Annotated in this window: 8 protein-coding genes; 1 reads left to right on the top strand and 7 read right to left on the bottom strand. The window is 68.9% G+C overall.

The window, feature by feature from the left end:
- Window positions 1–55 precede the first annotated feature (55 nt).
- From LK540_RS12455 to LK540_RS12440, 4 genes are read right to left on the bottom strand one after another with little or no spacing between them, the layout of a single operon-like run.
- Entirely contained in the window at window positions 56–403 is a 348-nt protein-coding gene (locus LK540_RS12455; RefSeq protein WP_229437621.1) for a DUF3325 domain-containing protein, read from the bottom strand.
- Window positions 400–2,037: a PepSY domain-containing protein gene (locus tag LK540_RS12450; protein WP_229437620.1), complete on the bottom strand. Its 1,638-nt coding sequence runs from the start codon at window positions 2,035–2,037 to the stop codon at window positions 400–402. Before LK540_RS12450 ends, LK540_RS12455 begins: the two co-directional genes overlap by 4 nt.
- Window positions 2,034–2,336: a DUF3649 domain-containing protein gene (locus LK540_RS12445; protein ID WP_229437619.1), complete on the bottom strand. Its 303-nt coding sequence runs from the start codon at window positions 2,334–2,336 to the stop codon at window positions 2,034–2,036. Before LK540_RS12445 ends, LK540_RS12450 begins: the two co-directional genes overlap by 4 nt.
- Window positions 2,337–2,354: 18 nt before the next feature.
- On the bottom strand, window positions 2,355–3,068 hold the full coding sequence (locus LK540_RS12440) for a DUF4198 domain-containing protein (protein ID WP_229437618.1): 714 nt from the start codon (window positions 3,066–3,068) through the stop codon (window positions 2,355–2,357).
- A 130-nt stretch (window positions 3,069–3,198) separates the two neighbouring features.
- On the opposite strand from LK540_RS12440, the gene LK540_RS12435 reads away from it, so the two are divergent.
- Window positions 3,199–5,412, top strand: a complete 2,214-nt coding sequence (locus tag LK540_RS12435; protein WP_229437617.1) for a TonB-dependent siderophore receptor — start codon at window positions 3,199–3,201, stop codon at window positions 5,410–5,412.
- 78 nt (window positions 5,413–5,490) lie between these two features.
- On the opposite strand, the gene LK540_RS12430 is transcribed toward LK540_RS12435, so the two are convergent.
- The 3 genes from LK540_RS12430 to LK540_RS12420 all read right to left on the bottom strand — a co-directional run bounded on the left by LK540_RS12430 (window position 5,491) and on the right by LK540_RS12420 (window position 11,648).
- On the bottom strand, window positions 5,491–7,617 hold the full coding sequence (locus LK540_RS12430) for a PKD domain-containing protein (RefSeq protein ID WP_229437616.1): 2,127 nt from the start codon (window positions 7,615–7,617) through the stop codon (window positions 5,491–5,493).
- 113 nt (window positions 7,618–7,730) lie between these two features.
- A complete protein-coding gene (locus LK540_RS12425; protein ID WP_229437615.1) occupies window positions 7,731–9,752 on the bottom strand; it encodes a PKD domain-containing protein in 2,022 nt (673 codons plus the stop codon).
- A gap of 477 nt (window positions 9,753–10,229) precedes the next feature.
- Window positions 10,230–11,648, bottom strand: a complete 1,419-nt coding sequence (locus LK540_RS12420) for a S41 family peptidase (RefSeq protein ID WP_229437614.1) — start codon at window positions 11,646–11,648, stop codon at window positions 10,230–10,232.
- Window positions 11,649–11,672: the final 24 nt, after the last annotated feature.

Here is an 11,672-nt window from a genome sequence, read left to right as displayed (position 1 = left end):
GACAGCTTTCGATCATTTCAGGACATGATCGCGCCATGCATCCGCTCGCCGCCGCTCATATCAGCGCAGCCGCCGTGGCCAGCAGCGCCACGGCTCCGGCGATCCACGCCAACACAAGGGCCTTGCGCGGCGCGTACTGCAGCAGCAGCGTCAGCACGATGGCTGCCGCGGTCAGCACGCCGCACCAGAGTACCGGCCCGGTATGCCAGCCTTGCGCACCGACGCAGGCCGCCAGCGAGAGCAGGATGCCCGCCCAGCCGAAGGCGCGGTACAGCCGGCGCTGGCGCGGCGCCGGTTCCGCGCCGCGGCCGTGGATGTCGGCGTAATGCCGGTCCAGCGAGATGCTGTTGGCGGCCAGGCCGCCGTAGGCCAGCAGGGCGCCGGCCAGGATCAGGACGTTCATGCCGCCTCCTTCTGGATGAGCCTTGTGCCGTTCGCCGGCGCGGCCTGCTTGCCCGCCACCTTTTGTTCCTTGCGCTTCAGCCACCAGGCCGCATAGGCCAGCAGCGCGCCGAGTGCGCAGACCACCAGGTCGAACGCCGCCACCGGCCGCAGGCCCGCCGGCCCGAACAGCGTCGCGCCGAGATGGGTATTCGTCGTGAACGCGTTCAGCAGCGGCACCCCGCACAGCAGCAGCGCGCCGACGATCAATTGGAAGCGCCACATCGCGCGCGAGGGCTTGATTTGGGCCAGCAGCATGGCCGCGCCCCAGGCGATGAAGAAGCAGTTGGCCTCCGTGGCGGCGCGGTTCTCGATGGCCAGCGGCAGCAGGCGGTTGCTCCAGAAGTAGACGCCAAAGGCGATCGGCAAGCCGGCGATGGCCCCGATGTTCAGGGCGTCGACCAGGCGCACGCCGAAGCCCACGCGGCCGCCTTTCGCCACCACCTTGGCATACTTCTGGCGCTCCTTCACGCCCCACAGCAGGGCGCCGGTGGCGACCATCGCGCAGCCGGCCAGGCCGCACAGGAAGAACAGCGCGCGCAGCAGGGTGTCGGCGAAGTGGGCAAGGTGCAGGCCGTAGAAGGCGCGGCGCATGCTCGACACGCCGCTTGGCTCGCCGGTCGAGGAAATCAGCGCGCCGGTGACGCCGTTGAAGGTCATCGACGGCTCGACGTTCGACAGCTGCCTCCCCGCGGGCCGCACCAGCTGCACGGTGGCGTTGGCGTCGTTCGGCTGGCTGACGACGATGCGCGAGACCGGCTGGCCCCATGCCGCCTGGGCCTGGGCCAGCATCGGGCCAAGGTCGGCCAGCGGCGCCGCGACCCTGGCCGGCTTCACGCGTTCGTTGTCCGGGAAGACCTCGGCGAACATGGTTTGCTGGTCGCCCTTGTAGATGGCTTTCGTCGGCGCCTCCATGTACATGAACATCAGCGTCACGATGCCGGTATAGGTGATCATCAGGTGGAAGGGCAGGGCCAGCACGGCGGTGGCGTTGTGCGCGTCGAGCCAGGAGCGCTGGCCCTTCTTTGGACGGAAGGTGAAGAAGTCCTTGAAGATGCGCTTGTGCGTAATCACGCCGCTGATGATCGCCACCAGCATGAACATGGCACAGATGCCGACGATCCAGCGGCCCCGGATGGCCGACATGTAGTACAGGTCGAAGTGCATCCGGTACAGGAATTCGCCGCCGCGGGTGTCGCGCGCCTGCGCCACTTCCCGCCCGGTGGCCGGGTCGAGCGTGAGGTTCTGCTTGCGGAAGGCGGCGCGCCGCTCGGCCATGCTCATGCCCTTCTTCGGCGGCAGGGTCCAGCTGGCCTGGACCACCGGATTGCGCTCGTTCGGCAGGCCGATGTACCAGGCGTTGGCTTTCGGGGCGCGTTCCTGCAGCGCCGCCACCGTGTGCGCGGCGATCGCCGCCGGCGGCAGGGTCGCGGTGGCGGCGGCGCTGGCGTGCAATTCCGGCTTCATCCACAGCGTGATCTCGTCGCGGTAATAGGCCGAGGTGCCGCCCATGAAGATCAGCAGCAGCACCCAGCATACGAGCAGGCCCGACCAGGTGTGCAGCCAGGCCATCGATTGGCGCAGTCCCTCCCTCATGCCAGGCTCCCCGTCAGCCACAGCAGGCCGCCGAGCAGGGCGCTGGCGCCGAGGATGCCGGCCCAGGCGCGGCCGGCGCTGGCGGTGGCGAACACCCACAGCACAGCGCAGGGATAGATCACAAAGGCGAGCATGGTGGCGAGGGTGACGGCATCGGCGCGCGACAGCGGCAGCAGCAGCGTCAGCAGCACCGCCAGCAGGGTCGAGGCGACGGCGGCCAGCAGGTAGCCGCCGCCGATGGCGGCCACGGCGCGCGCCGCCACGCCCAGGCGGTAGCGCAGGTCCACGGTGGTAGTCATGTCAGGTCGCTCGCAGGATTACTTGCCCGGGGCCGCAGCCGGGGCGGCCGCCAGGGCGGGCGCGCCGCTCGCGTGGGTGAACGAGAGCGCGGTGACGAAGCTGGCCGTGTCGTAGGCCTTGCCGTTGCGCGCTCCCGGCTGCTTGTCCTCGAAGTGGGCCTCGATCACGTAGTTGCCCTGCCATGGCAGGTCGAAGCGCACCAGGCCTGCGGCGTCGCTGGTCGCTTCCTTCGACCAGCCGTTCGGGATCACCGCGCTCACCTTGACCTTCGGCGCCGGCTTGCCCTTGTAGACGACACGGAACTGGCCCTGCTGGCCGGTTGGCACGATGTCGAAGGTGAGCTTCGGCTCCTGGGCGTTGAAGGTGGTGACGTAGCGCGCTGCCGGGGTCCAGGCCAGGCGCGTGGTCTTGCCGTCGTGCGTGTTCTCGAAATACGGGTAGCCCGCTTCTTCCACCACGATGGCTTCGCCAGGCGTGGCGGTGCGCGACAGCACGAAGCCGCGCGGCGTCTTTTCCAGCGCCAGGGCTTGCTCGCCGCGCGGGCCGACGAGCGTCGCAGTCGGCGTCATGAACTTGTCGAGCAGGCCGGGCGAGGTCTCGCGCAGGTTGTCGCCGAATTCGCCGAACTGCAGCGTTGCCGTCTTGCCCTCCTGTTCGATCCAGAGATGGTGGGCCTGGGCCGGTGCGAGGGCCGCAAAGGCGAGGAGGGCGGGCAGCAGCAGTGTCTTCATGGCGGGCTTTCGAGTGTGGGTGTGCGGGTCGGGCTGGATGCCAACGTCAAATGTGGCATTGCAACAATTCGTCGATGAGAATTATAATGCGAATCATTCTCATTTACAAACCAGCAAAAAGGAAGCATCGATGCCGCGCGTTCAGCCCCCAGTCCTCGTTCCACTCACCCCCGGCGCACGCCGGGCGAAACTGCTGTGCGCAAGCGTCGTGCTGCTGTCTCCGCTGGCCGTGCTGGCGCAGGGGCCGTCGCCCGACCATGCCACGGCCGAGGAGGCCGCCGAGGCTGCGCCGGCGGTGGTGAACGTGAGCGGCAAGGCCGTGGGCAAGGACTCGTTCGCCGCGCGCTCGGCCTCGGTGTTCAGGGGCGCCGACGACCTGCGCGAGATCCCGCAGCCGGTGACGGTGCTGACCCGCGAATTCCTCGACGCGCGCAACCTGCTAGACCTGCACGACGTGCTGCAGAACACGCCGGGCGTGACAGTCGATTACGTCGACAGCGAACGCGTGACCTATTTCTCGCGCGGCTACCAGATCGACGCCCTGCAGGTCGACGGCCTGACCATCAACCAGGGCGGCTCGGCCTTCGTCCAGCCCGACACCGCCGTGCTGGAGCAGGTCGAGGTGCTGCGCGGCGCGTCCGGCATGCTGCGCGGCGCAGGCAACCCGTCGGCCACGGTGAACATGGTGCGCAAGCGTCCGACCCGCGCCTTCCAGGCCTCCGGTGCGCTGACCCTCGGCTCCTGGGATCGCCGCCGCGTGGAAGCCGACATCTCCAGCCCGCTGAATGCATCGGGTTCGGTACGCGGGCGCGTGGTGGCGGTGAAGGATAAAAAGGAGTTCTTCCAGGACGCCAAGCAGGAAGACCGTGAAGTGCTGTACGGCGTGGTCGAAGCCGACCTGGGCGAGCGCACCACGCTCACCGGCAGCCTGCAGTACACCGGCCTGGACGCCACCGGCGCCTGGGGCGGCCTGCCGGGCAAGCTGGACGGCACGCCGCTGGACCTGCCGCGTTCCACTTACCTCGGTTCGGACTGGAACAAGTGGAACCGCACCAATGAGCAGGCCCTGCTGGCGCTGGAACACCGCTTCGACAACGACTGGACCGTCAAGGCCAGCGCGGCCTACACCCACCTCGACCTGAAGGACTTCAAGCAGACTTATTTTGCGCGCCCGGCCGGCGCCACCGATCCCTACCTGATGACGGTGACCACGGCCGAGTACATCGGCAACGAGAGCAAGCAGAACGCGATGACGCTGATTGCCCACGGCCCGTTCACGGCCTTTGGCCGCAAGCACGAGCTGACCGTCGGCCTGGAGCGCGTGCGCAACGACGCCGTCGAGAGCTGGGGTGCCGGCAACCTGTATCCGCTGACCGTGGACATCCGCAACTGGGACCCGGCAAGCAGCTATCCCGAGCGCGATGTGCCGATCTCGGCCGCGCCAACGCGCCCGAACGTCACCACCCAGCAGGGCGCCTTCGGCACCTTCCAGCTGTCGCTGCTCGATTCGCTGCAAGGCCTGGTCGGCGCGCGCCTGAGCTGGTGGGAATACGATTCGCACGGCAGCCCCACCAGCAACTACAAGGTCACGCGCGAAGTGACGCCGTTCTTCGGCCTGGTGTACGACGTGTCGAAGAACCTCAGCGCCTACGCCAGCTACACCGAGATCTTCACGCCGCAGAACGTGCGCGACGCGCAAGGCGAGATCCTCGACCCGATCCGCGGCGAAGACTATGAGCTCGGCCTGAAAGGCGCGTTCTTCGGCGGCGCCCTGAATGCCTCGGCCGGCCTGTTCCGCATCGAGAACGTCGGCCGCGCGGTCGAGGACACGGGCTCGATCAATCCCTGCCTGCCTTACTTCACCAGCGGTTACTGCCGCGTGGCCGGCGGCAAGCAGCGCAGCGAGGGCTGGGAGGCCGAGCTGTCGGGCGAACTGCTGCCCGGCCTGCAAATCTTTGGCGGCTACACGAACACCCGTACCCGCTACGTCCTCGACACGGCCGCGAACACCGGCCAGCCGCTGCGCAGCATCGATCCGAAGCACCAGCTGCGCGTGTTCGCCACCTACAAGCTCGACGCGCTGGCGCCGGGCCTGAGCGTGGGCGGCGGCGTGCAGGCGCAGAGCGACAGCTTCGTGCGCTCGGGGGCGCTCACCTCGCGCCAGGGCGGCTACACGGTGGCGAACGCCATGCTGAGCTACCGCTTCAACAAGAACCTGGCGCTGCAGGTCAATGCCAACAACCTGTTCGACAAGGTCTACTACAAGAAATTCGCCCCGACCGGCATCGGCTACTACTACGGCGACCCGCGCAACGTGTCGGTGACGCTGCGCGGCAATCTGTAAGAGGGATCATGCTCGGAGCACGCACGAACCGGATCGGTTCGTGCGTGCTCCGTTACCCAGGGCTATGACGCCCACCTTTCACTGCGGCTGCGACAGCGCTCCGCCAAAGACCACGCTGCCATCGGCATGCAGGCCGCCCGCGCCGCCCGTTCCTGCCTGGACTGCGTTGTTGGCCGGGCTGGCGCCGTTGTCGTAGTCGACCACCTCGGCTTTCGTGCCCGGTTCCAGGTGCGAGATGCGCACGCGGACGCGGTCCGCGGCGCCGCTCTTGCCGCCCGCGACCGTGGCAAGCGTAAAGCGGTAATTGGCTTTGCCGTTCACGGTGCCGACGCCGCTCACCTGCACCCACTTGCCGTTCACGGCCAGCGCATCGATGGCCGTGCTGTGCAGCGCCAGGCCGGCCACGTTCACTTCGACGGCGGCCTGGCCGGCGCCGGGACGCGCGCTGCCGGCGTCGGCGACAAAGGCGAAACTGCCAGCGGCGTGGCGCGACGCCATGCCGCCTGCGAGGCCGGTAGCCCCTTTGCGTGCGCCGGCGGGCGAGAAGAAGCTGCCCTCGCCGGATACCGCGCTGCTGCAGCCGCAGATCGTCACCTTGCGCTCGACCGCCGTATGCTTGCCGCCGCTGTCGAGAATGTCCAGGCGCACTGTGTAGATGCCGGTCTTGCGCCAGGCGTGCTGGCCGCTGACGTTGCCGCTGCCGGCCGCCTGGCTCACGGTTCCGACGCTGCTGCTGCCGTCACCCCAGGTCCAGGTGGCCTTGTGCGTGTCGCGCAGGTCGACGTCGCGGAACGAGGACGAGAACGACAGCAGGGCGTTGACGCGCGTGGCGCCCGTGAGCGCGATCGGCGCGGCCACCGGCGCCTGGTGGTAGGCCGCGCTCGGCACCAGCAGCACCAGGCCAGTGCTCCCGATGGCGACGATGGAACCGTTGTCGGAAACGGCCTCGGCCTGGAACAGCGTCAACCCGGGCGGCGCGCCGGGGATGCGCGTGTTCAGGTTGACCACGCCGCCGGCGCGGGTCCAGACGATGGCCTGGTCGCCGATGCGGCCGACCACCTGGCCCGCATTGTTCAGGTCGGTCACGTACGAGGGCAGGGCGTCGGCCGTGCCGAAGCGCAGGATGCCATGTTCGCGGCTCCAGACGAAGCCGAGGCTCTCGAACGGATTGTAGGCTTCCTGTCCGATGACCAGCCCTTTTTCGTTGATGTGTTCGGCATACGAGAGGAAGGTGGAGTCGGCGCCGAGGTCGACCTGCGTGCCGGCCGGCGTCCAGAGCAGGGCGCGGTCGTTGAGCGCGAGGTCGTTCGTGCCGCTGCCGACGATCTTCCCGGCCTCGTTGATGTCGTTGGCCGACGAGACCACGCTCGAGGTACCGACCAGCGACTGCAGGCCGCCGGACGGCGTCCATTTGAAGGCCCTGGCGACGATGCCGAGTTCCGGCCCTTCGGAGTAGCCGACCACGGTGCCGGCATCGTTGATGTCGTAGCCGTAGGAGGTGTTGCCGAAGGAACCGAGGTTGACCATGCCGGTGGCCGGCGTCCAGCGGAAGGCGGTGAACGGCCCGGTGCCGGAGAAGGCGGCGGCGCCGGTCACCCAGCCCTTGTTGTTGAGGGCGTAGGCGTTCGAGATGCTGATGCCGGGCCCGTTGATGTCGACCATGCCGGTTGCCTTGCTCCACAGGAAAGCGTGGTAGGCCCCGCCCGGCGTCGATGCGCTGCCGGTGATCTGCCCGCGGTCGTTGATGCCCTGGCTGACGGCGCCGCCGGTGCCCCCTAACGTGCCGATGTCGCGCACCGTGTAGCCGTCGTAGTACTTGGCGCGCGGCGTGTCGGTGCCGGGAACGGTTTCCGTGAACGTGACCTGGCCTTTGGCGTTGATGTTCACCACGCCGGGGGCGAGGGTCGACAACTGGACTACCCGGTAGTTGGTGGCGGCGGGCGCCGGCGGATGGCCGTTGGCGGTTGCGTTGGCAGCTGAATTGGCTGCTGCGTTGGCTGCTATATTAGCCGCTGAATCGGCCGCTGAATTGGCCACTGCGTTGGCCGCCGTGTTGGCGGCTGTGCCGTTAACACCGCCAGGCGCCGTGATGGCCGCGCCCGACGCCGCCAGCGCCGCCGCCGACAGCGCGCCCATCAGCGGGCACAGCAGCCAACGATTCCAGCCGGCGCCGTGGGGCGCGCCGCTTGTCGTGTTCGATTGCATTTGTTCCTCCTGATTCCATGCGGGCGCCCGGGGCTGGCCATGCCGGCCTGCCCGGGCGCCCTCGGTTAGCGATGGACGGCGCGCGGCAGCGCGCCAGCCCGCTCACGCATTGCTCATTGACTCCCCGCCGACGGCCCGCCGAACACGATCGCCCTGTCGCCGAGCACGGCGCTGCCTTCGGCCGACGTGCTTGTACCGGCGCCTGCGCCGGCCATGAGGCTGGCCGCCCTGGCGCCGGCGCGCGGGCCGTTGTCGTAGTCGACCACCTCGGCCTTGCTGTGGGCATCGGCATGCGTGATGCGCACGTGGACGCGGTCCTTTGCCGTGCCCGCGTCGGCCAGCGCCGTCAGCGTGAAGCGGTAGCCGCCCACACCGTTGACGCTGCCGCTGCCGCTATAGCGCACACGCTTGCCGTCGACCGTTACGCTGTCGACGGCGGTGCTGCGGAAGTTCAGCTTGCCGGTGTTGAAGTGGACTTCGGACGCGCCTTGTTTTGCGCGCGTGCCCGTTGCCTCCGACAGGAAGGCGAAGCGGGCGACGCCGGCGCCCTTGGTGTCGCGCGCCGAGGCGCCTTGCGGCGACAGGAAGGCGCCTTCGCCGGCAACCGCGCCGCTGCTGCAGCCGCATACCGTGAGCTTGCGCTCGACGCTGGTGCCCTGGCCGCCGCTGTCGAGGATGTTCAGGCGCACCGTGTAGATACCGCTTTTCCGGTAGGCGTACTGGCCGCTGACGTTGCCGCTGCCGGCCGCCTGGCTGACGGTGCCGGCGGCGCTGGCGCCGTCGCCCCAGGTCCAGGTGGCCTTGTGGGTGTCGCGCAGGTCGACGTCGCGGAACGAGGACGAGAACGACAGCAGGGAATGCACGCGCGTGGGGCCGGTGAGCTTGATCGGCGCGGCCACCGGCGCCTGGTGATAGGCCGCGCTCGGCACCAGCAGCACCAGGCCGGTGTTGCCGACGGCGGCGATCGAACCGTTGTCGGACACTGCCTGGGCCTGCCACAGCTCGAGTTCGGGCGGGGCGCCCGGGATGCGCGTGTTCAGGTCGACCACGCCGGCCGTGCGCGTCCAGGCGAAGGCACGGTCATTCAGGCTGCCGACCACCTGCCCGAGGTTGTTGACGTCGCCCGTGTTCGAGGTGTCGGTGCCGGGCGTGCCGATCAGCTGCAGGCCGGTGTCGCGGCTCCAGATGAAGCCGTTCGGATCGACCGGTGCGCTGTAGTACTGGCCCGTGACCAGGCCTTTTTCGTTGATGCGCTGGGCAAACGCGAGGTAGCTGGGCGCGGTGCCGATTTCCTGCAGGCCGCCGCCCGGCGTCCACAGGAAGGCCTGGTCGGAGAGCGAGGTGTCGAACGAGGCGCTGCCGACGATCTTGCCGGCCTCGTTGATGTCGAGGCCTTCCGAGGCCACGCTCGAGATGCCGACCAGCGATTGCAGGCCGCCGGCCTCGGTCCAGCGGAAGGCGCGGCCGAGGATGCCGAGTTCCGGGCCTTCGGAGTAGCCGACGACGGTGCCGGCTTCGTTGAGCGCATTGGCGCTGGACGCATTGCCGAAGGAGCCGAGGTCGACCACGCCGGAGGCGGGCGTCCAGCGGAAGGCATGCAGGGGCGAGCGGCCTGGCGCGGTGGCGACGGCGCCGGCAACCCAGCCGCGGTTGTTGATGGCATTCCCGAACGAGCGCCCGGAACCCGGCGGGTTGAGGTCGACCATGCCTGTGGCCTTGCTCCAGCGGTAGGCGTGGTAGACCTCGCCGGCGGCATCGACCGTGGCGCTGCCGGCGATCTGGCCGTAATCGTTCAGTGCGCCGACGTCCGCGTTCGGGCCGCCGAGGGTGCCCAGGTCGCGCACGGTATGGCCATCGTAGAACTTGGCCCGGGTGCCGGTTCCGGCGGAAAATTCGGTGAACGCGACCTGGCCCTTGACGTTGATTTCCGCAAAGGCGCTCGAGGGCGACAGCTGGATGGCGCGGTAGTTCGGAATCGCCGCCGTGCCGCCGGATGCGGTGCTGCCGGGTGCGCCGGCGGGGGCAGCCGCCGCCATCGCCGCCACCGATGCGGCTGCCGCAGCCGCCAGGGGCCGCAACAGCCAGGGCTTGCGGCCTGCACGGTGCCGCCTGCCGCTCGTATTTCTCGCTTGCATTTGTTCCTCCTGATCCAGTGTCGTGCGTTCAATCAACATGCCACGCAGGAATAGGTGCTAGACGAACGCAGTCGTTCCAGCTTAGGGACAGGTGTGGAGGCCGCTTCTGGCCCAGATCAAACGGAAAGCTCGGCAGTACGCAGGCATTGCAAACGCCGTGCGCACTGCCGCGATCATCTTCAGGAAGGAATTGGTGCCAGTATATTTCCCGACCGCTGGCGCCGGTAGGGCAGGCAAGCTGCCGTGTTCGTGTGAACAGGCGCCATGTTGGCCGATGAATGTGACAGGCGTTTGACCGCCAGGTGACAGTTTGCTGACGCTAAGTACTCGACCGGAAATAAATGTGAGTTTTGGCAAACAGAACCGGATGCGGTGCAAGGCGGCGAGCGCGCCGCAGTGCGAGCACTGCAAGCACGAGCCAACGCAGCAACGCGCCGGTTATGGCAGCCAAAAACACATTTATTTATGGGCGAGTACTTATAGGCTTTTTGCCACGGCCTGGGCCGAGGCTTCGATTTTGAGGCCCAGCTTGCGCAGCAGGGCGCCGGCTTCGTACGCCAGGCCAAGGTCGGGCGCCAGCATGCGCACCGCCGTGGCCAGGGCCAGGTCGTCGCCGCTGCCGAACAGGCGCGTGCTTTCCGGCGCGGCGCGCCTGGCCTGCGCAGCGGCAGCGGCGCCGTCCTGGGCCGGCAGCGTCGGCGCCAGGTGGTGTTCCAGGTCGGCCTCGCGCAGCACCAGGCCTTCGGCGTCGCTTCTGCCGCGCAGCGGCGCCACCGGCACGTCGGGCACGATGCCGCGCGCCTGGATCTCGCGCCCCCGCGGCGTGAAGTAGCGCGCCACCGTCATCTTCACGGCGCTGTCCTCCGACAGCGGGAACACGGTCTGGATCGAACCCTTGCCGAAGCTCGGCGTGCCGACGATCCGCGCGCGGCCATGGTCCTGCAGGGCGCCGGCCACCAGCTCCGCCGATGAGGCCGAGCCGCCGTTGACCAGCACCGCCAGCGGCACCGTGCGGGTCCAGGCGGGCAGGCCGGCCAGCACGTCGGGTTCGCCCGGCCCGCGGTAGTAGCGCGGAGCGACCGTGACCCGGCTCTCGGCGCCGGCCATGCGTCCGCGCGCCGTGAACAGCAGCGCATCCGGCGGCAAGAAGGCGCCGGCCACGCCGACGGCGGCCGTTACCAGCCCGCCCGGATCGTTGCGCAGGTCGAGCACGACGCCGCGCGGCGCGCCGGCCGCGTCGAGCGTGGCCAGGGCTGCGGTCAAATCGGCGGCGGTGCGGCCCTCGAAGCGCGAGATGCGGATCCAGGCCACGCCTGGCGCGGCCATGCGGGTGCGCACCGTGTCGGCGCGCAGCGCGGCGCGCGTCACGTCGACGCTGCGCACGTCGCCCTTGCCGCCCCGGCGCAGGCCCAGCGTCAGCGCGGTGCCGGGCACGCCGCGCATGCGCTTTTCCAGTTCCGCCGGACGCATGCGCATGATGGCCTCGCCGTTCAGCGAAACGAGGGTGTCGCCGCTTTCGATGCCGGCCTGCGCCGCCGGGCCGTCGTCGGCAACGGCGACCACCTGCATCTGGCCTTCCTCGACTTCGACCTCGACACCGATGCCCACGTATTCTCCCAGCCGGTCCTGTTCCAGCCCGGCCAGCTCGTCCTTGCCGAGGTATTGCGAGTGCGGATCGAGCGAAGCGAGCATGCCGCCGATGGCGGCCTGCAGGAGCTTGCGCTCGTCGGGCGCTTCCACGTACTGCGACTTCACCAGCGCATACGCCGCGATCAGCTGGTCGAGCTCTTCCTTGGGCAGGGTGACGGAGGCGTTGTCGGCGGCATGGGCCGGGGCGGCGCAGGACAGGGCGGCACAGGATAGCGAAACGAGCAGGGCGAGGCGGCGAAATGGCATGGTGGTTTCCTTTCTGCCAGCAAT

Source organism: Massilia sp. IC2-278 (genome assembly GCF_020708045.1).
GTDB lineage: Bacteria > Pseudomonadota > Gammaproteobacteria > Burkholderiales > Burkholderiaceae_D > Telluria.
Note: the sequence above shows the minus strand (reverse complement) of the source record. Positions and strands in the feature narration are given on the sequence as shown.